Source organism: Nibrella saemangeumensis (assembly GCF_039541915.1).
Lineage (GTDB): Bacteria > Bacteroidota > Bacteroidia > Cytophagales > Spirosomataceae > Nibrella > Nibrella saemangeumensis.
The window spans coordinates 22,537-45,582 of the sequence record NZ_BAABHD010000026.1; the positions used below are offsets into that span (position 1 = coordinate 22,537).

The 23,046-nt window shown below is 51.5% G+C and carries 19 protein-coding genes; 13 read left to right on the forward strand and 6 right to left on the reverse strand.

Annotated features, from left to right (window positions below):
- Positions 1-2: 2 nt before the first annotated feature.
- Positions 3-1,718, reverse strand: a complete 1,716-nt coding sequence (locus ABD949_RS11675; RefSeq protein WP_345243637.1) for a sodium:solute symporter family protein — start codon at positions 1,716-1,718, stop codon at positions 3-5.
- Between the two features lie 309 nt (positions 1,719-2,027).
- On the opposite strand from ABD949_RS11675, the gene ABD949_RS11680 reads away from it, so the two are divergent.
- On the forward strand, positions 2,028-2,816 hold the full coding sequence (locus ABD949_RS11680; protein WP_345243639.1) for an SDR family NAD(P)-dependent oxidoreductase: 789 nt from the start codon (positions 2,028-2,030) through the stop codon (positions 2,814-2,816).
- Positions 2,817-2,875: 59 nt separating this feature from the next.
- Here ABD949_RS11680 and ABD949_RS11685 read toward each other — a convergent pair whose 3' ends face one another.
- Together ABD949_RS11685 and tilS are read right to left on the reverse strand one after the other, a co-directional pair.
- Complete coding sequence (locus ABD949_RS11685) at positions 2,876-5,167, reverse strand: OmpA family protein (protein ID WP_345243641.1); 2,292 nt, start codon at positions 5,165-5,167, stop codon at positions 2,876-2,878.
- Positions 5,168-5,310: 143 nt separating this feature from the next.
- The gene (gene tilS / locus ABD949_RS11690) at positions 5,311-6,681 is read right to left on the reverse strand and encodes a tRNA lysidine(34) synthetase TilS (RefSeq protein WP_345243643.1); all 1,371 of its coding nucleotides are present in this window, start codon (positions 6,679-6,681) and stop codon (positions 5,311-5,313) included.
- A 116-nt stretch (positions 6,682-6,797) separates the two neighbouring features.
- Between tilS and ABD949_RS11695 the strand changes: the two genes are divergently transcribed.
- The 10 genes from ABD949_RS11695 (at position 6,798) to ABD949_RS11740 (ending at position 16,246) form a co-directional block, all read left to right on the forward strand.
- On the forward strand, positions 6,798-8,483 hold the full coding sequence (locus ABD949_RS11695) for an OstA-like protein (RefSeq protein ID WP_345243645.1): 1,686 nt from the start codon (positions 6,798-6,800) through the stop codon (positions 8,481-8,483).
- Positions 8,484-8,578: 95 nt separating this feature from the next.
- Entirely contained in the window at positions 8,579-9,247 is a 669-nt protein-coding gene (locus ABD949_RS11700) for a T9SS type A sorting domain-containing protein (RefSeq protein WP_345243647.1), read from the forward strand.
- Between the two features lie 166 nt (positions 9,248-9,413).
- Entirely contained in the window at positions 9,414-10,304 is an 891-nt protein-coding gene (locus tag ABD949_RS11705; RefSeq protein WP_345243649.1) for an outer membrane protein assembly factor BamD, read from the forward strand.
- Between the two features lie 67 nt (positions 10,305-10,371).
- The gene (locus tag ABD949_RS11710; protein WP_345243651.1) at positions 10,372-10,689 is read left to right on the forward strand and encodes a DNA-directed RNA polymerase subunit omega; all 318 of its coding nucleotides are present in this window, start codon (positions 10,372-10,374) and stop codon (positions 10,687-10,689) included.
- 86 nt (positions 10,690-10,775) lie between these two features.
- Positions 10,776-11,999, forward strand: a complete 1,224-nt coding sequence (gene coaBC / locus ABD949_RS11715; RefSeq protein WP_345243653.1) for a bifunctional phosphopantothenoylcysteine decarboxylase/phosphopantothenate--cysteine ligase CoaBC — start codon at positions 10,776-10,778, stop codon at positions 11,997-11,999.
- The gene (porD, locus tag ABD949_RS11720; RefSeq protein ID WP_345243655.1) at positions 11,996-12,898 is read left to right on the forward strand and encodes a type IX secretion system protein PorD; all 903 of its coding nucleotides are present in this window, start codon (positions 11,996-11,998) and stop codon (positions 12,896-12,898) included. Before coaBC ends, porD begins: the two co-directional genes overlap by 4 nt.
- Positions 12,899-13,030: 132 nt before the next feature.
- Positions 13,031-14,701, forward strand: a complete 1,671-nt coding sequence (gene recN / locus ABD949_RS11725) for a DNA repair protein RecN (protein WP_345243657.1) — start codon at positions 13,031-13,033, stop codon at positions 14,699-14,701.
- A 24-nt stretch (positions 14,702-14,725) separates the two neighbouring features.
- A complete protein-coding gene (locus ABD949_RS11730; protein WP_345243660.1) occupies positions 14,726-15,196 on the forward strand; it encodes a viral A-type inclusion protein in 471 nt (156 codons plus the stop codon).
- 10 nt (positions 15,197-15,206) lie between these two features.
- Positions 15,207-15,827, forward strand: coding sequence for an SCO family protein (locus ABD949_RS11735; RefSeq protein WP_345243672.1), 621 nt, complete (start codon positions 15,207-15,209; stop codon positions 15,825-15,827).
- Positions 15,824-16,246: a c-type cytochrome gene (locus tag ABD949_RS11740; protein ID WP_345243661.1), complete on the forward strand. Its 423-nt coding sequence runs from the start codon at positions 15,824-15,826 to the stop codon at positions 16,244-16,246. Before ABD949_RS11735 ends, ABD949_RS11740 begins: the two co-directional genes overlap by 4 nt.
- Positions 16,247-16,301: 55 nt before the next feature.
- Here ABD949_RS11740 and lptC read toward each other — a convergent pair whose 3' ends face one another.
- The 3 genes from lptC to ABD949_RS11755 form a co-directional block, all read right to left on the reverse strand.
- Positions 16,302-16,859, reverse strand: a complete 558-nt coding sequence (lptC, locus tag ABD949_RS11745; RefSeq protein ID WP_345243663.1) for an LPS export ABC transporter periplasmic protein LptC — start codon at positions 16,857-16,859, stop codon at positions 16,302-16,304.
- A 91-nt stretch (positions 16,860-16,950) separates the two neighbouring features.
- Positions 16,951-18,252: a BamG family beta-barrel-assembly machinery protein gene (gene bamG, locus ABD949_RS11750; RefSeq protein ID WP_345243664.1), complete on the reverse strand. Its 1,302-nt coding sequence runs from the start codon at positions 18,250-18,252 to the stop codon at positions 16,951-16,953.
- Entirely contained in the window at positions 18,242-19,009 is a 768-nt protein-coding gene (locus ABD949_RS11755; RefSeq protein WP_345243666.1) for a type III pantothenate kinase, read from the reverse strand. The genes bamG and ABD949_RS11755 overlap by 11 nt, the downstream gene beginning before the upstream one ends.
- Before the next feature lie 102 nt (positions 19,010-19,111).
- On the opposite strand from ABD949_RS11755, the gene ABD949_RS11760 reads away from it, so the two are divergent.
- Entirely contained in the window at positions 19,112-20,239 is a 1,128-nt protein-coding gene (locus ABD949_RS11760) for a mechanosensitive ion channel family protein (RefSeq protein ID WP_345243668.1), read from the forward strand.
- Between the two features lie 512 nt (positions 20,240-20,751).
- Positions 20,752-22,902 carry a transcription termination factor Rho gene (rho, locus tag ABD949_RS11765; RefSeq protein WP_345243670.1) on the forward strand — a complete coding sequence of 717 codons (2,151 nt, stop codon included), beginning with the start codon at positions 20,752-20,754 and terminating at the stop codon, positions 22,900-22,902.
- The last annotated feature ends 144 nt before the right edge of the window (positions 22,903-23,046 follow it).

The following is a 23,046-nucleotide window of genomic DNA, read 5'->3' on the forward strand; positions in this document are numbered from 1 at the left end:
GATCAGGCGGGCTTTTTTGTTGGGATGGACGTTGGTTGGGTTGGCCACACTTTCTGAATCAGCCAGGCAATACCGATCACCAGCACACAGCCGATCAGGTTCAGCCAGAGAAAAGCGGTCAATTCAAGCCAGTAACAATACACCACCAGCACTTCGGACAGAATAGCTGCCCAGAAAGTAGCCCGTGCGCCAATACTTTTGAAGTAAAATGCAACCAGGAATACGCCCAGAATAACGCCGTAGAACAGTGACCCCAAGATATTCACGGCCTCGATCATGCTGCCCAGCCGATTGGCAAACTGCGCCACCAGAATGCAGAAAATACCCCAGATGACCGTTGCAACCCTCGATACCCATAAGTAATGCGCGTCGGCATCTTTCTGGTGAACAATGCGCTTGTAAATATCGACCACCGTGGTTGACGCCAGTGAATTGTAAGCAGCCGCAATGGAGCCCATCGACGCACTGAAGATGACGGCAATGAGGAGCCCAATCAGCCCGTGCGGGAGGTAATCGAGCACAAACCGGAGAAAGACATAGTTCACATCGCTGGTATCGGCCGCTGGGTTATTTTTCTGGATCAGCCCCACTACATCTTTTCTGACGGCACCAATGGCCGCATCGGCTTCCCGCAGCGTTGTCCGGGCCTGCACCAGTTTACCGTCGTTTTCCGTATCCAGGGCGTCTTGAATAGCCACTACGGCTTGCTGGCGCTGGGCGTCCAGATTCCGGTGTTTCATCTCCAGCAGTTGGTATTCACCGGCGTACTGGCTTTGTTTCAGCGCGTCGGTTTCCTGCTTGTTAAAAAATACCGGAGACTCGTGGTACTGATAGAATGAGAAAACCAGGACGCCAACCAGCAGAATAAGGAATTGCATCGGCACCTTTAGCAGGCCGTTCATCAACAGGCCCAACCGGCTCTGGCCGACCGATTGCCCGGTCAGGTAGCGGCCCACCTGCGACTGGTCCGTACCGAAGTATGAAAGTTGTAGAAAAAAGCCACCGATCAGGCCCGACCAGACATTGTACCGACTGTCTGGATCGAACTTCAGATCGATCAGATTGAGCCGACCCGCTTTTCCGGCTACCTGCAGGGCATCGGTAAAGCCTACCTCCTGCGGCATCAGGTGAACCGTCATCCAGCCGGCAATGACCATAGCGATTGTTACAATCATCATCTGCTGAATATGGGTGTAGGAAATAGCCTTGGTCCCACCGGTGACGGTGTAAATCAGCACCAAGCCACCCATGATCAGGTTGGTCCAATAGATATTCCAGCCTAAAATGGTTGACAGGATTATAGCCGGTGCGTAGATGGACAGCCCCGTAGAGAGTCCCCGCTGAATCAGGAACAACAGGGCGGTCAGGATGCGAACGCGGGCATCGAAGCGGGTCTCCAGGTATTCATAGGCGGTGTAGACCTTCAGCCGGTGGAAGATGGGCACAAACGTAATGGAGAGCACAACCATCGCCAGCGGCAGACCGAAATAGAACTGCACAAAGCGCATACCGTCGGTAAAGGCCTGCCCCGGTGCCGACAGAAACGTGATGGCGCTGGCCTGCGTCGCCATCACTGATAATCCCACATGGTACCAGGGCAACGAGTGCCCGGCCAGCAGGTAATCGTCCATGTTACGGGTGCCGCGGCTCCGGTATATACCGTATGCAATAATGCCAAATAGCGTGGCAAAAAGCACCAGCCAATCGATGCCGCTCATGAAAACCAGATCATTAAACCGTAAAATAGAATGATTTCCAGCAGCAGCCCACCAATAACAATAGCGTATAACTGCGACCAGGAGCGGACAAAAGGAGGTAAATCTTGGGTGTCGTGATGCATAAGGGTTAGGTGGATAGGAATCCAGGCCGCTGAGGTTCGCCTGGAATGTCTGTATCTGGCAACGAAAATAGATAAATTTCAGGTATATGCCCGCCTGGGCTGATGAGAGTTCTTAGGCAGATAGTTTGAAATACCTGCCAAAAGCCATAGTTTGCCGACCCAAATGAGTCTGACAAACTAAACCAGCATGGAAACACGACCTACCGATTCACTGGAAAAACAGTTTTTTAATCTGGACGGAAAAGTAGCCATCATTACCGGGGCCAGCAAAGGGATTGGCGAAGACATAGCCAGGGTTTATGCCCAATTCGGGGCTAAGGTCGTGGTTAGCAGCCGCAAGCAGGAACCGCTGGACCAACTGGCCAATGATATCAAGCGGCAGGGCGGAGAAGCAACCGGCATTGCGGCCCATGCCGGAAATATGGATCAACTCCGGCAGTTGGTCGAGAAGACGGCCGACTTGTACGGCGGTATCGATATACTGGTCAATAACGCAGCGACCAATCCGGTCTTTGGCCCCTCCCTCGACTGCGACGAAGGCGCTTTTGACAAGATCATGCAGGTAAACGTAAAGGCTCCGTTTGAACTCAGTAAGATGGTATACCCATACATGAAAGCCCGAGGGGGCGGCAGTGTCATCATGATGAGCAGCATTGCCGGGCACACCCCAGACCCCGGTCTGGGTATCTACAGTGTCAGCAAAATGGCCATGAATATGCTCACCAAAGTGCTGGCGAAAGAATGGGGCGCTGATGGGATACGGGTCAACGCCATTTGTCCGGGCCTGATCAAAACTAAATTCAGCGAAGCCCTGTGGCGGGATGATAAAATTCTGGCTCACTTTACCAGGCGACTGCCCATTGCCCGCATGGGCACCACCGATGAAATCAGCCCGCTTGCTTTATTCCTGGCCTCCGATGCATCCTCTTACTGCACCGGCAGCCTGTTTTACGCCGACGGCGGAGCCGTAATCTGAAAACAGGAAGGCCCTTCCCGAATCCGGAGAGGGCCTTCCTGTAACACTAGCGCTGATGCTTACTGCACCGACACGATCTTAAATTCGGTCCGGCGGTTCTGCTGGTGTTCGGGCTCGCTACACTCCACGCCGTCAGTGCAGCCGTTCACTACTTCGGCCTCACCGTAGCCTTTCGCTAGCAGCCGGCTTGGGTTGACTCCTCTGGCTACCAGATAATCCATAGCCGCCCTGGCCCGGCTCTCCGACAGGCGCAGGTTGTAGGTATCGTTGGAACGGGCATCGGTATGAGCCCGAAGCTCAATTTTCATCTCCGGGTATTCTTTTAAAATAGCCACTACCCGATCCAGTTCCTTAGCCGCATCCGGACGGATAAAGAACTTGTTCAGGTCGTAATAAATGTTTTTCAACTGGAAAACATCACCTTCACCGTATAAGCCCAGCGAGTCGGATACCACTTTCGGACTACGGCCAGGCTTTAGTTTTTCGTACTTAGCCCGCTTGGTTGCGTAGCGGTCTTTTTCGGCGGTAATGGTGTACGGAGCTCCCGGTTTCATGTTGAACTCATAGCCGCCATCGGGACCGGTCACTACAGTCTGCTCCGACTTATCTTTTTCGTTGCGGAAAGTCACCTTTACCCCGGAGGCCGGCGTCTGATCGACCTCAGCTTTTACCACCCCTTTCATCAGCGTGCCTTCAGTGCGCTGGAGGTATATCGACACGGTCATAACCGGTTGTTTGGATTGCGTCAGGGTCGAAAACTTAACACTATTGGTCTGAAAGCCTTCTTTGGCCGCCTTAAATTCATAATCGGCACTGGTTTCCAGACACAGATCGGCCTTACCATCCTGACCCGTTATCTGCAGGACCTGACTAACGTCTCCGCGCATTACCCGGACATCGGCACCTTCGAGCGGAGTGCCGCTTTTGGCATCGTATACCAGAATATTAAGTTGCCGGCATATTTTCCGGAAAGCGAAAATATCATCATCGCTGACTCCCCGCTTCCGGTTGCTGCTCACGTAACCCGACGACCGATTTTTGTCGGTTATGATCCCGAAATCATCTTTTTCTGAGTTAATGGGAGCCCCTGCGTTTTCAACCCCTTTGTAAGCAATCCCATCTTTTAATTCGGCAAAGAACACATCAAGTCCGCCAAGGCCCTCATGGCCGTCAGACGAGAAATACAGGTTTCCGTTTTCATCCACAAACGGAAACATCTCATTGCCTTCTGTATTGATTTCCTTACCCATATTAACGGGGGTAGACCATTGACCATTAGCGTATTCGGCCACGTAGATATCCGTACCGCCGTAGCCGCCCGGCATATCCGAGACAAAATACAATTTTGAATTATCCGGGGAGAACGCCGGGTGTCCTACCGAGTATTCGTTGCTGTTGAAGGGGAGCTCCTGAACATCTGTCCAGGTACCGTTCTTATCGATAGCCGAGTATAACTTCAGCTTCTTTACGCCGTCGGAGCTTTTGCCGGCTTTTCCTTTACTGGTATTATTCCGGGTGAAGAGGACCATCTTCTGGTCTTTAGAGAATGTAACCGGCCCCTCATGGTATTTGGTATTCAGCGTCCGGCTGAACTTCTCAGCTTTGCTTAGATTCTTATCATCAACGGTAGCATCTGATGGCAGATTCACCGCGCTACCGCCCCCGAGTACGGCCGTACTGGTCGGTCGCACCGCCGGGTCATTGTTGATTAATTGCCGGAACTGGGTTGTATCCGGAAAAAAGTAAAGATCCAGAAACGGCGTCTGGTTCCAGCCAAACACCCGCTTGGTTACCCCGGATTCGTCGCGGGCCGATACAAACACCAGACCGTTCTTATAGTACATCGGACTAAAATCGGCCTGACGGGTATTGATGGGTAAAGGCGCCATCTGGTACGAGGATGAATCCTGGTAGAACCGGTTCATATCCATGTATGACATGGTGAACCGGCGGCCCCGCATATCTTCTTTCTGCTTTTCGCCGTACCGGCTGTACATCTTCTGCGAATCCCGGTATTTGCCGTTGGTCGCCAGTGCCTGGGCGTAGTAAAGGTAAACGTCACTGTTCAGGTCGTCATAGTTTTTAACCAGATCGCCGTAAACCCGCTCGGCATTACGGGTATCCTGTAACTTGCGATAACTGTAGGCCAGTTTCAGCATGGCTTCGCGGGTTTCGGCCGGGTTGCTTTTTTTGTCACCCCGGAGAAACTCTTCGTACATGCGTACTGCACTGGCGTAGCTCATGTCGTCAAACTGTTTGTTAGCGGATCGTAACCGCCCACTTTGTGCCAGAAGAATTTGGCTGCTGAACACGAGCGCTAGCAGCAACAGTGCCCGTACAGAGTAATTCATAGCGTTTTATGGAAAGTAAAAGATTAGAAGCTATTGTAATTCAGTGGTAATATGCATAAAGTTGATAATTGCTACAAAAAAGTTACGATCATATTTCAGCTTGTTTATCTTGAGGCCCCTTTATGGAGGACTGTTTTGGCACGTTAAGATAGGACTATTTTTAGAACGCGACGGGTCTCTGCGGTCAGTCTGAATGCATGACCGATACGCCGGCCAACAACCCACATTATACCGTTACCGGCTGCCAGTACAGCCGCTTGCTCCCGCTGAGACAGCGACACTTTCTGGTCATTCAGCAAATCGCTCACCAGTTTACTTCCCTTTAGACCCAACGGCCGGAAACGGTCACCCTGCTGCCAGGGACGAATAATCAGCGGCAGCTTTATCTGGTCGGCATCCAGACAGGCCACCCCTGGATCAGTGGGGATCTGAAAATCGACCGGTTTATCAAAGGTTTCGAAACAGAGACGCCACGACCCAGCAACCACGACGCCCTGAGGCCACTCCTCCAGCTCAACCCTAAAGCCATGCTCCGGTGGCAACGGCATCAGCACCAGGCCCTCCCGCTCGTGAACCAGCCGGTGGGTGGCCGACCAGAACACGCTACCAGGCTCCCGCATAGTTGCTGCCCAGATTTGCCGAACCTGATCCTGAGAAAACCCATAGATTCGCAGCCACTCATACAGGCGAAATTGGGGTTCAGACAGTCTGATCAATGCCTCGATATTGAGGGTAATCCTTCCCTCCTGCTCAACGGCTACCTGTTGCCAGCTCTGGGCCAGTTCTTGGCTCAGCAGTTGTCCGGCCGCTCGTAGTCGCTCAACGGTCTGAGGCAGGGTATCCGTCAGTAATGCAGGGTTAAGTACCTGGAGTATGGGGAGCACCTGATGGCGCAGGCGGTTGCGCACGTATTTGTCAGCTGCATTGGAGCTATCTTCCCGCCAGGACAGATTATGCTCTTGCATATAGGCTACGAGTTGCTCCCGGTTGGTAAACCATAACGGCCGGATTACCCGCCCCTGCCGAACCGGTATGCCCTGCAGCCCCGCCAGACCGGTACCGCGCACCAGGTTGATTAGTATTGTTTCCAGGACATCGTTCTGGTGGTGGGCTGTTGCTACGCTCGCGTACCCATACTGATCGAGAAGCTGTTCAAACCAGGCGTAACGCAATTCACGGGCGGCCATCTGAATAGAAATCCCCCGCTCCTGTGCCACAGTAGCCGTATCAAAACGGGTTTGGTGAAACGGAACCCTGTACCGGTCCGCAATGTTCTGTACAAACAAGGCATCATCGTCGGAATCAGCCCCGCGCAGCCCGTAATTGACATGGGCAATGGCAAACGACTGACCAACCCGGTGAAATGTATGCGCCATGGCCACCGAGTCGATTCCCCCACTGACGGCCAGCAGCACGCGGTCATTAGGCGAAAACAAGGATTCACTACCCGGTCTGGGGGCGTTAACAAACGTTAAAAAGGCCTGTTCTAACGTGGGGTGTCGGTCAGATGCCATAGTTTTGTAGCACAAAAAACGTTAATATAACGACGCTTTCCCTCTGCCCTGGCAGATCGGGCGTCTCACCGGCTCACTTTTCTCCGCAAAAGCAGCCTAACGACATTTTTTCGCCTATGCGTTGCAACCCTTTTCATTTTTATAGGGTCTTTCTGATACTCCTTTTACTGGGCAGCCTGTCGGGCTATGATCGGGCGTGGGGTCAGACCGGCCGGCCCTCATCGGCAGCCTCCGAAAAGGTGGAGTTGCTGCCGCCGGGTGCCGATAGTCTGGTGGTCATTAACCAGCCCAATATGGTAGTCCGTAAGCTGTTCAACAACGTACGCTTCCGGCATAAAGGAGTGCTGATGTACTGTAACCTGGCCATTCAGAACGTGACGACCAACGTGATTGAAGCGTACGGTAATGTCCGGATCATTCAGGGTGACACCATCAGCGTACGCAGTGATACCATGTTTTACTACGGCAACACCCGGATTGCCAACATGCGGGGAAATGTCGTCCTAAAAGACCGAAAAATGACGCTCAGTACTTCACAACTCGACTACGATATGGCAAACGGTCTGGCGGTTTACCCCAACCCAGGCCGTATTGTGGACCGAGAGAACGTACTGACCAGCAAACAGGGGTACTATGATACCCGGACCAAGCAGTTTACATTCCGGCAAAATGTAAAGCTGGTCAATCCGAAATACACCCTGACGGCGGATTCCCTGCTGTATAATTCGCTGACCAAGATTGCCACGTTTCAGGGGCCAACCAAAATCGTGAGCAAAGACGGTACACTACTCGCCAGAGAAGGCCAATACAATACGGTAACGCGGGTCTCTAACTTCCAGCGCCGGGCCACGGTCGAGACGGATAAATATACGTTAACGGGCGACACGCTGGACTTTGATAATGCCACTGAGATTGGGGTTGCCAAGGGGAATGTGGTGATGGTGGCCAAAAGTGATAAAACCATTCTGACGGGCGACCAGGGCCGGTACAACGGCAAAGCGGGGGTTTCGCGATTAACCGGCTATGCGCTGGTCAAAAGTACCATTAACCAGGATACGCTTTTTATGCGGGCCGATACCTTGTTTTCTTTTGATAATAAAGAAAAGAAAACCCGGAAACTGGTTGGCCAAAAGAACGTGATTGTTTACAAATCGGACCTGCAAAGCCGGTGCGATTCACTGGTGTATGACGTAGCTGACTCGACGATCTATTTTTATAAAAAACCAATTGTCTGGAGTGAGAACTACCAGATGGAGGCCGATTCCATTACGGCCAAATTAAAAAATAATCACTTGCATACCATGCTGCTGCGCAGCAAGTCCTTTGTCATTTCGCAGGATACACTACGCAATTTCAACCAGGTAAAAGGCCGGACCATCACCGCCTATTTTCAGCAATTGCCCGACAAAGCCAACCCGAAAGAAAGCAAAACGTCGCTGGACCGCGTCATTGTGGAGGGTAACGGGCAGAGTATCTATTTTGCGATGGATGATAAGAACCGAATGGTGGGTATGAACCACGTGGAGTGCAGCAAAATGAACCTGGAGTTTAAAGAAAGCAAAGTTGACCGGATTCGGTTCTATGGGCGTCCCGATGCGGCTTTTGTTCCACCCCACGAACTAACTGACAGTAAGAAACAACTGGATGGTTTCCGGTGGCGAAAGGACGAAAAACCGACTAAGGCGCAAACGCTTGGGCAGGCTGAAAAACCGGCCGAAGAGCCAAAGCCTAAAAAGCCGGAAAAAATCAATGCTTCCATTAAACCTTCGCCTGCCAAAACGGTTCTAACTGATAAAAAATGAAAATTTTAACAATTTTTTAGACACACGGCCGTTGACTTTGTCTTTTTCATTAAATACGTTTGTGTGGAATACTTGTATCAATTCAATCCTGGAGAATGAAGCAAACTTTACGGATATATGGTTGTTTACTCGGACTGCTGCTGGCAACCGTTTCGCTCCGGGCCCAAACGGATGGCCCGAACCGAAGCCGGCTGGAGCTTGGTCGTAAAACAACTGCCCCTTCGACACCAACCAGTTCGCGGGTTATTCACTCGCGCAACTTTCCATTTCTGAAGCATCCGGCCGCAGCCAGTCTCGACCGCGAGGTAGCCCTGAGCAAGAATTCAGCCATTAACGCATATTACCGTTCGTTGCTGATTGCTCCGACACCACAGAAGTCGGCAGCTAATGCCCGTACGGCACAGGCCGAAAGCACGGCTACAGCGGCTGCACCAACCAGTGAGATCCGGCCGGTTATCAGTGAACAGGCTGCAAAAACCGATGAACTGATGTTTGCCAATGATCACATTACAGTGTCAAACATCTACCCAAATCCGGCCAACGACATTGCAGAAATTGATTACCAGATTTCGTCTGGCGTAAACGAAGCCAAGCTTATCCTGCTAAACGTGCTGGGCGCTCCGGTGGCTGATTACGTACTGGATCGCAATGACCGCAAGATCCGGATCATCACACGTGATATGACTACGGGCGTGTACTTCTACCAACTCTCCGTTGACGGTAAGAAGGTAGCAACCAAAAAGTTACTGGTACGGCATCACTGATACGGAACCGCGCAGGAACCAGGTTAAAATTCCTTAAAATTGCTCCCATTCCAATATCCCTTGCTATTGCAGGGGCACTTTTCCGGCTGTCCGATCGTTTAAGAGGTGTAACTACCTGGGCCATGATCTCCCGTATGGTCCGTTTTTTTATTATCTTTGCGTCCTTATGCAAAATCGTCGATTTATTGGAATTCTGCTGAGCGTATTGGTCGTCCTGTTTTCTTCGTGTAGCGACTTTACCCGTTTGCAGAAAAAAGGAACCGATGACGAGAAGTACAAAGCAGCCGTCAACTACTACAAGAAAGGAGACTGGTACCGATCAGGTATTCTGTTTGAAGAACTGATCCCGGTGCTGAAGGGGAGTACGGAGTCGGAGATGGCGCAATTTTACTACGCCTATACACAGTACCACCAGAAGTTATTCTCGGTAAGTGCGCAGTTGTTCAAGCGCTTTTACGAAACCTTTGCCCGGAGTGACTACGCCCACGAGGCCATGTATATGTACGCCTACTCACTGTACAAAGACACGCCTAACTTCAATCTGGATCAGTCAAATACGGTAATGGCGATGTCGGCATTGCAGGACTTCATCAACGCCTACCCGGAGAGCCCCTTCCGCCAGGAATCGACAGGCATGATTCTGGACCTGCGGAAAAAGCTGGAACGGAAAGCGTATGAGCGGGCAAAATTGTATTACAAAACCAGCGGCTTCAACATCGCTTCTTATAAGTCTTCGGTAGTAGCCATCAATAATTTCCAGAAAGAATTTCCGGATTCGGAGTTCAATGAAGAACTGGCGTACCTGAAGGTAGATGCCCAGTACAGTCTGGCTAAGAACAGTCTGGACACGAAGCAGAAAGAGCGATATCAGGAAGCTGTTCAGGCTTATCAGGCATTGATCGACAAATATCCGAACAGCAAGTTTCTGAAGCCGGCTGAAAAGATGTACGAAACCAGTCTGAAAGAGATTGACCGTATAGCCGCTCAGGAAAAAGAAAAGGAGAAGTTGAAAACCCCTGATCCGAACCGCCCGGCCAAAGTCACATCGATCAACTAAGCAGCGGTCTGCATTATTAGTAGAATAGTTTGACAGTATTGTCCATTATATAGATTACTCAAGCGCAATGGCAACGAATCCATCATTGATTACCCGCGATACCGATAAGATTGCAGCCGCAACCGGCAACCTGTACGAATCTGTATCGGTCATCTCAAAACGCGCGCGTCAGATCTCTTCTAAAATGAAAGAAGAGCTGAGCAATAAATTATCCGAGTTTGTGTCGGCTGTTGATAACCTGGAAGAAGTATTCGAAAACCGCGAGCAGATCGAAATTTCAAAATATTACGAGCGGATGCCGAAACCGACCACCCTCGCTACCGATGAGTTTCTGGAGGGTAAGATTTACTGGCGCAACAACGCCGACGAAGAACAACAGCAATAAGCTTTTTTCTTCCGCCAAAGGCCGCCTGGTTACGGATGCAACTCCGGCCCGGCGGCTTTTTTTGCATTTTCCATCCGCTCTAAGCCATGTCCATGCTTTCAGGCAAGCGCATTTTAGTAGGAGTTACCGGTAGCATCTCGGCGTATAAATCGGCGTTCCTGGTCCGCCTGTTGGTTAAAGCCGGTGCCGAAGTGCAGGTCATGATGACCGAGTCGGCAAAGGATTTTATTACGCCCCTGACCCTGGCTACTCTGTCGAAACGGCCTGCCTTATCGTCGTTCATGGGCGACCCGAACACCGGCACTTGGAACAACCATGTTGAACTCGGTCTCTGGGCCGATTTGCTGGTTATTGCCCCGTCATCGGCGCATACGCTGGCCCGCTGTGCCCACGGCTTCTGCGACGACCTGCTCTCGGCGGTGTACCTGTCGGCCAAGTGCCCAGTGTTTTTCGCACCGGCCATGGACCTAGACATGTACCGCCACCCTACAACGGTTGAGAATCTAAACCGGCTTACCTCCTTTGGCAATCACATCATTCAGGCCGAGCATGGCGAACTGGCCAGCGGTCTGGTTGGCGAAGGCCGGTTGGCCGAGCCGGAGACAATTGTCCAGGTGCTGGAACGGCATGTTGCCGGGCGCCCCGTTCTAAAGGGTAAACATATCCTCATCACCGCCGGCCCAACGCAGGAGCCAATTGACCCGGTGCGGTATATCAGCAACCACTCAACCGGAAAGATGGGCTATGCCATCGCACACGCTTTCAGCCTGGCCGGCGCAAACGTAACGCTGGTAAGTGGTCCTACGGGTCGTTCTCTGCCTGATCGGGCTATCCGGCGCATCGATGTCCGTTCGGCGCAGGAAATGTACGAAGCCACCGCACAGGTTTTTACGGAAGCCGATGTGACAATTCTGAATGCCGCCGTGGCTGATTACACGCCCCTGGCACCCGCCGACCGAAAAATAAAGAAAGCAGAATCGGTATTCTCCCTGGAGCTGACAAAAACTATTGACATTGCCGCTACGCTTGGTACCCGGAAGCAGCCGGGGCAGCTCCTGATGGGCTTTGCCCTTGAAACTGATAATGAACATACCAACGCGGTAAAAAAGTTACACGCTAAGAATCTGGACTGGATTGTTCTAAACTCATTGCGCGACGCTGGTGCCGGCTTTGGACACGATACCAACAAAGTCACCGTTATTGATAAAGATGAGCAGACGGTCGAATTTGCGCTGAAATCAAAGCAGGGCGTAGCCGAAGATTTAGTAACTTTAATTGAGAAAAAATTGCTAGAACGTGGATTAGAATGAAACTAATCAAACTGATACTCTTTTCCCTCCTTATCCTACCTGCCCAGGCACAGGAGCTAAACTGTCAGGTGAACCTGAACTATGACCAGTTATTTGCCCAGCAGAAAACGGATTTCGCGTATTTCAACCAGTTGAAAAGCGTTATTACCGAGTTTATGAATACCCGGCGCTGGACCAACGACCAATATGGTCCTGCAGAACGGATCAACTGTGTGTTGAATATTAACCTGACCAAATCGGTATCACAGGGCGTGTTTGAGGGGAACGCACAGATCGCAGTAACCCGACCTGTGTACGGAACTACCTATGAAACGCCTATTTTCAGCTACGTGGATCGGGCGTTCAACTTTGTCTGGCTACCGACAACACCCGTCTTCTTCCGCGACAATGTTTACTCAGACGAGCTAACGTCGCTGATGGCTTTTTACGCCAATATTATTCTGGCGGCTGATTACGATAGCTTCAGCAAACAGGGAGGAAATGTATTCATTCAGAACGCTTACAATATTGTGAACCTGGCGCAGCAGAGTTCGCCAAACCCCTCCTGGCAGGCCAGTGGTGACCGCCGGAACCGCTATTGGCTCATCGAGAATATGCAGAGCCAGCAGTTGATCCCGTTCCGCGAAGGCTTCTATTCGTATCACCGGCTGGGCCTCGACAACTTCACCAACAATCCAGTTCAGGTGCGCCAGCAGGTACTTGACTTACTGACCGTTATTCGCAACATTACCCAGCAGAAACCCAACGCCGTACTCCTCAACTCCTTTTTCGACGCCAAGTCCGAAGAATTATTTAACATTATGTTTGAAGGGACGCCGGTCGAACGTAAAAAAGCGTTTGATTTGCTGTCGTTTCTGGACCCGGCAAAAACCGAAGCGTACCGGAAGTTGCTTCGCTAAAACTGTTTCAGGTTTCAAGTTCCATGTTCCATGTTAGACTGCCCAAGGAGCAGGCTTAACGTGAAACTTCAAACCTGAAACGTGAAACTTAATCTCTGAACGGCGTTGTTAATGAAGTGAGGAGCCAATCGTATGCTATCGCATCTGATTATAAAGAATTACGCACTGATCGAACAACTCGAGATGGCGCCCGATCACGAGTTGAATATCATAACGGGCGAAACCGGCGCCGGTAAGTCAATTATGCTGGGGGCGATAGGCCTGCTGCTTGGCAACCGGGCCGACACACGAGTACTCTACAACCCCGAGCAGAAATGTGTGATTGAAGGCACGTATGAGGTATCGGGCTACGTCATCGAAACCATTTTTGAGGAAGAGGAACTTGACTACGCATCTACCTGCATCGTCCGGCGGGAAATTAGTCCGAGTGGCAAAACGCGGGCGTTCGTCAATGATACCCCTGTCAATCTGGAAACCCTCCGGCGGGTAACCAGCCAACTCATGGACATTCACTCCCAGCATGACTCCATCCTGCTGGGCTCCAACGAATTTCAGTTGCAGATTGTGGACACCTATGCGCAGGACGACGAATTGCTGCGCCGGTATCGCGTCGACTATCAGGAATACCGGCAGAAGCAATCTGCCTTCGAGCAGCTTCATTCAGAAGCCAATGCCATGCGCCGGGAGTTCGACTACAATAACTTCCTGTATGAAGAACTGGCCAAAGCCCAATTACAGGCCGATGAACAGGAGTCACTGGAGCAGGAGCTGACTATTCTCGAAAATGCGGAGGAGATTAAAGAGCGGTTGCAACTGGCTTACGAATACCTTGATAATGCCGAGCAGTCGGTGGTGTCGTTTCTGAAGAGCACCGTCAGCAATCTCAACCACATCAGTAAGCTGTCTGACCAGTACCAGCAGTTGCAGGAGCGGGCACAGAGTACCCTGATCGAGCTTCGGGATCTGGCCGAGGAAATCAGCACGGAGCAGGATAATGTAGAAATAGACGACAGCCGCGCCGAAACCATCCGCGAGCGCCTGAACCTCATTTACCAACTCCAGACCAAGCACCAGGCCGCCGACATTGCCGAATTGCTAAGCCTACAGGCCGAACTGGAGCAGAAAGTAAGTAAGGTCTTAAACCTCGACGACGAACTGGCCGCGGCTAAGGCCCAGGCCGAAGCCGCCCGGAATAAACTTGACAATAGCGCCGAGAAGCTGTCGAAAGCGCGGCAAAAGGTCCTGAAGCCGATTGAAAAAGAAGTAGGTGCGCTGTTGCACGACCTGGGTATGCCGAATGCCTCGCTTCAAATCCAGTCCGATACCGGCAAACCTACGCCAACCGGTATTGATACGGTAAACTTCCTGTTCAGCGCAAACAAAGGTGTAAAGCCGCAGCAGTTGAAGAACGTAGCCTCGGGTGGTGAATTTTCCCGGCTGATGATGGCAATCAAATATATACTGGCCAGCAAGCGTTCGCTGCCAACCATCGTTTTTGATGAGATTGACACGGGTGTATCGGGCGAGATTGCGATCAAGATGGGGCACATGATGCGGGAAATGGCCAACAGTCACCAGATCATTGCCATCACGCACCTGCACCAGATAGCCGCTCAGGGCTCAGCCCACTATTTTGTGTATAAAGATCACTCGGCGGCTAAGACTGTCAGCCGGGTTAAGAAGCTCAGCCTTGAGGAACGTGTCACCGAAATTGCGCAGATGATTGGCGGTAAAAATCCCTCGCCCAGCGCCATCAACAACGCCCGCGAAATTCTGGCCCAGAACGCGCCGGCAGCCACCTGACAACTGTTTATTACCTGTAAACCTATGCTATCACTCCACCATTTCCTGTCTGTAACACCCATCGGAGCCACCGCTCTTCTTCTGAGCCTTACCGCCTGTTCAAACAATGACGGCGAAAGGGTTCAGGAGACCGAAAAAGAGGTATTAGCCATTCATGATGAAGTTATGCCCCGTCTTGACTCCGTGATGGTCCTCCGCAAACAGATCACCCAGCGGATCGACAGTCTCGACAAAGCCGGTGGCTCTACACAGGCAGCTTCTGCAACACTCCGTACCGATGACGAAAAATCGCAGTTGATGCTGCTGAGCCAGCGCCTGAGAGAGGCCGATAGCCTGATGATGGACTGGATGAGCCGGTACAATGGCGACACGCTTAAGCAACTGGATCAGGCGCAGGCAGTACAGTATCTGGAACAGGAAAAAGAGAAAATCACCAATGTCAAAGATAAAATTAACAGCAGCATTGCTGATGCCCGCCGGTACCTTGACGAGTAGTCTGGTTATAATGGCTGGCCTGCTACTGGCTTTAACTAGCTGTGGCCCATCAACGAATCGCCTGCCGGTTCTGGGCGAAAAACAAGCCGTAAAAAAAACGGTGAACGGCCGGGACGTTGTCGATTCGGTTGACCATACCATCCCAAATTTCCGCTTCGTCAGCCAATATAACGACACGGTAACGGCCAACACACTCGACGATAAGGTTTACGTTGCCGATTTCTTTTTTGTCAACTGCCCCACCATCTGTCCTAAAATGAAAACGCAGATGAAGCGGGTATATGACCGGTTTAAGGATAATCCGGAGGTGATGATGCTCTCCCATACTATCGATCCCGAGCATGACTCGGTAGCAGTATTGAAGGAGTTTGCGGATAATCTGGGTGTTACGGGTCGTCAGTGGCTGTTTGTCACGGGGCTTAAAGAAGATATTTACGAGATCGGTCAGAAAAGCTATATGGTGACGGCGGCCGAAGACAAAACAGCACCGGGCGGTGTGGTCCACAGCGGAGCCTTTATCCTGGTCGATAAGGAAAAACGCGTTCGGGGGGTGTACGATGGCACTACGGAAGAAGGCGTTGACAAACTAATGGGCGATATTGATAAGCTGCTGGCGGAGTATAAGCAATGAGAGAGACAGTTTGGATCAGTTTCGTGTTTGGGTTTGTTCTTCTCTTCATTGGATGCCAGAGTCAGGAAGAAATAAAGCGGCAGAAATACATTACCGAGGGTAAGCAACTGTATAAGACCTATTGCGCCAACTGCCACCAGCCGGATGGCACCGGGTTGGCCAACCTTTACCCGCCCCTCAACGGCTCTGATTACCTGGTGAAAAAAGACAGCGTCATTTGCCTGATCCGGCATGGTCAGCAGGGGCCAATAGTGGTGAATGGTCAGCCTTACAACCGGATTATGCCCGCTAACCCCCAGTTGAGCGAACTGGAAATAGCGGAAATCGTTACGTACATTTACAATAAATGGGGGAACGAAAAAGTTGTCACCGATATAAAAACAGTTCGGAACCAATTGAACAAATGCCCAAAGCCCTAAAACAAAACAGCCCCACTTCAATTGAAGTGGGGCTGTTTTGTTTTAGGGCTTTAAGTTAAAATCCGCCCCCCCCTTCAATATTAAAGATACCTGTCGGTTTGCGGATCGAATACTGGGAGAAATCCTGGTTGGCATCCAGGCCAATACCTTTAAGGGTTTCTCCAGAACTTTTACTGATAACGGTAACGGGTTTTTCGGTATACACCTTTTTCGTGTTTGGATTCCAGTTTAGCTCGTTGGTCATCAATTTCTCCTGTTTCTGCTTGTTAATAACCTCCACATTACCCATTACGGTGTACAGATCCTTAGTCCGGTCGTAACGCCCGGAATCAGACCGCAGGCTAGTAACTTCCGCACCGTTCTCGTCAAAAAAGCTGATATTGACAGTCTCCGGGTATTTTCGGTCGTCGTTCTGATAGCGCAACTGTTTAGCGGTCGTCATCTTTACCTTCAACTTAGCCGCTTCGCTATACAACATCTGCACATTGTTAATTTCCTCAATTGGCCCGGTATACGGTTTTACTTTCTTGTTTGCTTTTTCCTCCTCACAGCTACTAAAGCTCAAGAGGCTGCCAACAGCAAGACCGGCCATTATGAAAGACTTAACACGCATACGAGTTTTTATTGGCTTCTGAAACGATAAGGGTTATACCTCTCAGAGAGAACGTTACCGTACCTTAATAAGTTTGTCTGAACCCGACCGATTAATCAATGACCGGTTTACGGAACCACAGGTCATTCAGGGAGAAGCCCAGGGAAATCCGGATGTAGCGCTCCCGAATCTGCGAACCGATCAGGGCACCACGCTGTCCCCCGACAATAGCCAGGTTAACATGGTTGACCAGATAAGCGCCCACCGGCAGCGAAACACCCAGGCTCCCGTTGATATCATTCAATTGGCGGCCATCAACGGCATAGGGTGTTTTGTTATACTGAAAACCGGCCCGGTAAGAGACCAGATCCCAATAGCGGGTAGAAGTGCTCTTCGGTGTAAACTCCACACCAGCCGCTACGTGCAGGGCATCGCGCAGGTTACCCGGTTGGTCACTAATGGTGCGAAACTGACTCCATGGCTGAAGCCCAACGTCTACCCCAACCATGAATTGGTTATTACGCTCAATACTGACGCCAAACTGCATGTTCCGGGGCAGGGTAGCCGCCCCGGTCTGGTTGATCCGGAGCGTATCGGGAGCCGATAAACTCTGGCCGCTCAGTACCTGCTGGTAAATATCAGTCTCGCGGGCTCTTACCCGCGTTTGTGGGTCAACGGTGGCACCCAGATTAAGGGTCCAGTTTTCGCTCAGCTTAGGACGCCAGGCGGCTCCGAGTCGCCAGACAATATCGCTGTAATTAATCCGATCAATGCGGGTCACCTGCACATCGGTTGCCGAGTTAATCAACACCCGCGAATCGGAATTGTTGGTAAGGTTGCCGAACAGATACGACATTTCGGCTCCCAGGTAAATATTCTTCCAGAGCCGGACGCCATTGGAGAATGATGCCTTATTGATAGCTCCCCGGCCGGAGTAGGTGTACTCTGCTTCATAGATGGTGCCGGGAATACGTCCGTACTGACGGGTTTGATAGTCGACATAGGTGTACGGCCGCAGACTTATTGCCATGTTCCACCGCGAAGAAGCCGGAAAAGCCAAGGCCAGATAACTCAGGTTTGCCCCAAAATCGCGCTGTGATTGCTGCGCATCCAGGACACGCTGGCCCAACTGCTTGGACTGCCCCAGCAGGCCAACTTCAAAGACGGTAAACCGCGACCGGCGGGCCAGCAGGGCCGGATTCTGACTGTTCAGATAGAAAGGACTGGCATAACTGACACCGATACCGCCCATACCCAGGTTAGTGACATTGGCCTGTCCCAGCGGCTCACCAATACCCAGAGCCGAATAAGGAGAGTTTCCAAAACCCTGCGCCATAGCGGCCGGCGCGGCCAGCGACATGGCCAGTAAACTTATCTGCGCAACTCTGCTTACTCGCTTGTAATTATTTGACATTATGTTCTAAAATACGATTCAAACCGATCAGCACCACCTCCGGCACTACAAATATGGGGGGTTTCAGACGACTTTCAAAAAACAGGGCATCCCCCCCGCAAACAACTACCTTTATATTGGGCCGTTCGCTGCGGTGGGCCGCAATAATTCCGTTCAGTTCAAACAACATACCGTTGATAGCTCCGCTCTGCATCGCCTGATGCGTATTCTTTCCAATCAGCGCCGGTAAATCCCGGACTGCCTGTAAATCCGGTTCAATCAGCGGCAAACGTTCGGTGAACACATGCATTCCCCGAAAACGCATTCGCAGGCCGGGCGATATCAGTCCGCCCCGAAATACTCCTCCCTGATCGACCACATCGGCTGTAATGCAGGTCCCCATGTCAATAACCAGGCAGTCTTCTCCCGGAAATAATACCGTAGCGCCAACGCCAGCCGCTACACGGTCGGTACCCAGGGTAAGAGGGGTATCATAATCGATAGACACCGGTACGGATGTTGTATTATCGAAAATCAGCCAGTGCGTTGTTTCTGTAATGGTTTCACCCAGTTCAGCCACCTGAGCGCGAAGTTCCTCACCGGGCCGGCTTGTCGAGGATACGATCACCTGGTCGGGTTGACGGCCGTTCCGGACCTGCTGCCGCAACAAGTCGCGAAAGTTGTCGGGTGACACATGATACCGCGATTCAGTCAATACTGACCCCTCAAACCAACCTAACTTCAGGGATGAATTTCCCCAGTCAACAACCAGATTCATACCAGGCTACCTCTGTTTAAACGTTTAGAAGACGTGCAAAAATTGTAAATAGCAACCGTTTTTAACCAATTTTAACAAGACAAAAATCCACACCCACCTTATATGGACTCCCTTCAGGACTGGATACAGCGGGAATTATCCGGCAATACCCTGACCGGGTTAATCTGGTTTACCGGTATACTGCTCTCCTGTCTGTTTCTGCGCAAGATCCTTGCCCAATTCATCGGGAGGCTGTTCTACCAGCTCTTCCGCCGGGAAATCCATGGCGTTCCCATTACGGAGTTCCTGCGACTCATGCGCCCACCCATTGAGTGGCTAATCCTGCTGATTCTTATTTACATTGCCTTTGCCCAACTGACACTTCCTGCTTCCTGGCGCTTAGAACCGAAAGAATCGTTTGGCTTTCAAATGGCCATTTACCGGGGTTACCAGACCATTATTATGGTTGTTCTCACCTGGATGGGTATTCGGGCCGTTAAAGTAATGGGCCTGTTTTTCCAGAAGCGGGCTGAGCATGCAGAAAACAAACCAATGAGCCAACTGATACCCTTCATACGAGATCTTATCATTCTGCTCGTTTTTATGATAGGGTTATTTACGACGCTCGATCTGGTCTACAACGTCAACGTACTCGCTCTGGTTACCAGCCTCGGTATTGGCGGATTAGCCATTGCGCTGGCGGCCCGCGAAACCCTCGAAAACCTCTTTGCGTCATTTGCCATTCTGCTCGACAGGCCCTTTGTGGCCGGCGAAGCGGTCAGTGTGGGCGGTATTAGCGGCAGCGTCGAGCAAATTGGTTTCCGCAGCACCCGCATCCGCACCGACGACGGCAGTCTGGTTTCTGTTCCTAACCGGCTGATGATTAACCAATCGCTCGATAATCTGACGCAGCGCCGGCTGCGCCGGGGCCGATATTACATCCGGCTGGCCTATGACACCTCCACCGAAACACTACGTAATGTTGTCGCCGGCATTCAGCAGTTAATTGATACGCACGAAATGACCAAAACGGACCGGGGCTATGTCAGGTTTGAGACCTTCGGGGAGAGTTCCCTCGACATTCTGGTCGTCTATTTTGTGGCAACGGCTGATGCGCAACAGTACCACCAGATCCGCGAAGAAATAAATTTTGCCATCATTGACCTTGTTCACCAGAGCGGAGCCCGGTTTGCCTTTCCGACACAAACGCAGTATCTGCGGGATTTATCGAGGGAGACGCTGGACTCATAAGTAGTTTTGAGGTGCGGGATTCAACGAACCGGGGACCGGAACTCTTTCCGGGTGTAGCACGTTTCAGTAATAGATTATCAATATTCTTATTGCCTCTCGAAAAACATTCTGAAATTAAAAGCGTTGTATTGACAATGGCGATGAGTTAATTTATCTTTGCTCACACAGTTCTGTGGGCAGCGACCAATCAACTCACCGCTAGAGCGGACGCTGACCGTCATTCCGGCGGATCTTCCAGTAATTTTCAGGATACATTTAAACTTGAACACCGCACGACGGACCGTCAAACTGGCGGCTCATCGTTTTGAACTACCACCGTTATCAGGCAGTTGGGTTAGTGACCCGGTCAGGCAAGCCACTTCTTTTTACATAATTGATGTTGTTTACGTATAATTAACTAACCCTCAAGAGCCTCCGCCCTGCGTTGACAGGTTTACAGCGATCGGCAACTCGTTACTTTCCATCGATCACTATTTCACATGTAGCAAGATCAACTTGCTAGTCAGTACTGTATGTATAACATTGAAGAATTAAATCTGAAACTCTTGTCGGAGCTACGGGCTATTGCCGACGAGTTTGGTATCAGCGACACCAGTAAATACCAGAAAAAAGAATTGGTTTACAAGATATTGGACCAGCAGGCCCGAATGCCGGTACCGGAAGAGGCTGTTGCTACCGCTCAGCCGGCCGAAGGTGCGCGCCGGGGCCGCCGGGGTCGTTCACCCCTACCCGCGGTTGAGCCGGCAGCTGATACTGCAGGCGATACCCCCTCTGCTGCAACGGAACCTATTGAACCAACTGAGCAGACTGCCGAAAACGGTCACCAGGAAGATGGCGAACGAAATCGGACCCGGCAGCGCATTCGCCGGGATGCCGGCGCAGCCGATACCCCGCCCCCAACTACGGAGGAAGGCTTCATTAGCCGCACGGAAGAAGGTCAGGGCTCTTTGCCGCGTGAGGCCGGGCCACGTGAGGTCAGGTCAAGAGAAGCCGGGCCACGTCAAACTGGTCCCCGGGACGCTGGGCGTCGGGAAGGCGGACCACGGAATGTGGGGCCCCGAGAAGCTGGACCACGGGATCCGAACCGGCGGGATATGCAACCACGGGAGAGCGCGGCACGCGAAGACAAACAAGTGCGGCCGGCGGAAGCTGGCCGGCCCGACGGGACCAGGCCTGACGTGGCCCGGCCCGAAGGTGGACCTAAACGCCGGGAGCGTACGCGTCCGGTTACGGAAGAGGCTGCACTGACAAATAATTCGGCAACAGATGACACTCTGTTTACGGGTAACCGTGAAGAGGCCCCGGAAACAACGTTTATGGACTCACCGGAAGTTGCGCCGGAGATGGACATGACCAATACCAACGAGCAGCAGCCTTCGAATGACATTGCGCCGGCTGCTCCGCAGGAGCCTAATGGCACTCCGGAAAATGAACGGTCACAGTTCTCATCCGGTCAGGCCCAGCCAGTAGTCAATCAGCCATCACGCGAGGCTCAGGAATATACCAACCGGATTCGCCGGCAGTATAACCAGCACATCCGGGAGTTCGACGGCATTATCGAAAATGAAGGTGTTCTGGAGATTATGCAGGATGGCGGCTATGGTTTTTTACGCTCAGCCGATTACAATTACCTGGCCAGCCCGGATGATATTTACGTATCGCCTTCGCAGATCAAATTATTTGGACTAAAGACTGGCGATACCGTACGCGGTCAGATCCGGCCGCCCAAAGAAGGGGAAAAGTACTTTGCTCTGTTGCGGGTATCGACCATAAACGGAAAGACAACCGAAGAAATTCGCGATCGTATCCCATTTGAATACCTGACCCCGCTTTTCCCCGAAGAGCACCTGCGCCTGAGTACCCGGCCGGATCAGTATTCAACCCGTATTCTGGACCTGTTCTCTCCGATCGGTAAAGGGCAGCGGGGTATGATTGTAGCCCAGCCTAAAACTGGTAAGACAGTCCTGCTGAAGGAAATCGCTAACGCCATCACTAAAAACCATCCGGAGGTTTACCTGATCATCCTGCTCATCGACGAGCGGCCGGAAGAGGTGACTGATATGGCGCGTAGCGTAAATGCTGAAGTTATTTCATCAACCTTCGACGAGCAGGCCGAGCGGCACGTAAAAGTGGCGAGCATGGTCCTGGAGAAAGCAAAGCGGATGGTCGAATGCGGACATGATGTAGTCATTCTGCTCGACTCCATTACGCGTCTGGCACGGGCCTACAACACGGTAGTTCCATCGTCTGGCAAGATTCTGTCGGGGGGTGTAGACGCCAACGCCCTGCACAAGCCAAAGCGGTTCTTTGGGGCGGCACGGAATGTAGAAAATGGTGGCTCGCTGACCATTATTGCTACAGCCCTGATCGATACCGGTTCTAAAATGGATGAAGTTATCTTTGAAGAATTCAAAGGTACAGGCAATATGGAACTCCAGCTCGACCGACGTCTGGCCAATAAGCGGGTGTTCCCGGCTATTGACGTGATGGCGTCCGGCACCCGTCGTGAAGACCTGCTGCTCGATAAAGAAACGTTGCAGCGCGTCTGGATTCTGCGAAAGCATATGGCCGATATGAATCCGATGGAAAGCATGGACTTTATGCTTGACCGCCTGAAAGGCACCCGCAACAACGAAGAATTTCTGATTTCAATGAATCGGTAATTGTCATCCCAGATCCACAAAAAAACCCCTTCAAACAAACTACCGTCTGGACACAAGTAGTCATTTTGGTATCTTTGATACTAAAAAGTGCAGACCAGACATCTAACCGGATTAAAAGACAAGCGATTGACACAGCGAGGCAAC

Coding starts and splice junctions, on each gene's coding strand:
- ABD949_RS11675 (WP_345243637.1), bottom strand. CDS start 1,718: ATGAGCGGCATCGATTGGCTGGTGCTTTTTGCCACGCTATTTGGCATT.
- recN (WP_345243657.1), top strand. CDS start 13,031: ATGCTATCGCATCTGATTATAAAGAATTACGCACTGATCGAACAACTC.
- ABD949_RS11695 (WP_345243645.1), top strand. CDS start 6,798: ATGCGTTGCAACCCTTTTCATTTTTATAGGGTCTTTCTGATACTCCTT.
- ABD949_RS11755 (WP_345243666.1), bottom strand. CDS start 19,009: ATGAATCTGGTTGTTGACTGGGGAAATTCATCCCTGAAGTTAGGTTGG.
- ABD949_RS11680 (WP_345243639.1), top strand. CDS start 2,028: ATGGAAACACGACCTACCGATTCACTGGAAAAACAGTTTTTTAATCTG.
- porD (WP_345243655.1), top strand. CDS start 11,996: ATGAAACTAATCAAACTGATACTCTTTTCCCTCCTTATCCTACCTGCC.
- coaBC (WP_345243653.1), top strand. CDS start 10,776: ATGTCCATGCTTTCAGGCAAGCGCATTTTAGTAGGAGTTACCGGTAGC.
- ABD949_RS11760 (WP_345243668.1), top strand. CDS start 19,112: ATGGACTCCCTTCAGGACTGGATACAGCGGGAATTATCCGGCAATACC.
- ABD949_RS11700 (WP_345243647.1), top strand. CDS start 8,579: ATGAAGCAAACTTTACGGATATATGGTTGTTTACTCGGACTGCTGCTG.
- ABD949_RS11735 (WP_345243672.1), top strand. CDS start 15,207: ATGGCTGGCCTGCTACTGGCTTTAACTAGCTGTGGCCCATCAACGAAT.
- ABD949_RS11685 (WP_345243641.1), bottom strand. CDS start 5,167: ATGAATTACTCTGTACGGGCACTGTTGCTGCTAGCGCTCGTGTTCAGC.
- ABD949_RS11705 (WP_345243649.1), top strand. CDS start 9,414: ATGCAAAATCGTCGATTTATTGGAATTCTGCTGAGCGTATTGGTCGTC.
- tilS (WP_345243643.1), bottom strand. CDS start 6,681: ATGGCATCTGACCGACACCCCACGTTAGAACAGGCCTTTTTAACGTTT.
- rho (WP_345243670.1), top strand. CDS start 20,752: ATGTATAACATTGAAGAATTAAATCTGAAACTCTTGTCGGAGCTACGG.
- bamG (WP_345243664.1), bottom strand. CDS start 18,252: ATGTCAAATAATTACAAGCGAGTAAGCAGAGTTGCGCAGATAAGTTTA.
- ABD949_RS11730 (WP_345243660.1), top strand. CDS start 14,726: ATGCTATCACTCCACCATTTCCTGTCTGTAACACCCATCGGAGCCACC.
- ABD949_RS11740 (WP_345243661.1), top strand. CDS start 15,824: ATGAGAGAGACAGTTTGGATCAGTTTCGTGTTTGGGTTTGTTCTTCTC.
- ABD949_RS11710 (WP_345243651.1), top strand. CDS start 10,372: ATGGCAACGAATCCATCATTGATTACCCGCGATACCGATAAGATTGCA.
- lptC (WP_345243663.1), bottom strand. CDS start 16,859: ATGCGTGTTAAGTCTTTCATAATGGCCGGTCTTGCTGTTGGCAGCCTC.